This is a genomic window from Pseudomonas sp. H26/SER47-MNA-CIBAN-0231 (genome assembly GCF_040310465.1).
GTDB classification, from domain to species: domain Bacteria; phylum Pseudomonadota; class Gammaproteobacteria; order Pseudomonadales; family Pseudomonadaceae; genus Aquipseudomonas; species Aquipseudomonas atacamensis.
The window spans coordinates 1-248 of sequence record NZ_JBEOPW010000148.1 but is presented as its reverse complement, the minus strand read 5'-3'; the positions used below and the strand labels follow the sequence as shown (position 1 = coordinate 248).

At 50.0% G+C, this 248-nt stretch carries 1 protein-coding gene; it reads right to left on the bottom strand.

Going from position 1 to position 248, the window contains the following annotated elements; all coding sequences use genetic code 11:
- The coding region (gspI, locus tag AAEZ10_RS27635) for a type II secretion system minor pseudopilin GspI (protein ID WP_350571863.1) at positions 1 to 248 on the bottom strand (248 nt) is incomplete at both ends.

Below are 248 nucleotides of genomic sequence, written 5' to 3'. Positions count from 1 at the left end.
AGCCATGTCTCTTGGATTTGTAAATCGGCAGCCGCGTTTTGGGCAACGAAATGAGCCAGCGTACGGGTACGCAACACATCAACCGAGCTGAGATACGCACTGCTGGCACGGCTAGCAGCGACAGCGACGACGGCTAAAATCGCTAAGGCGACCATCACTTCAATCAGGGTAAAACCGCTTTCGCGTGTCGATTTCAACGATGACTTTTCTGATGAAATGGCTTTGCTGGCTTTATTAACAGAACTAAC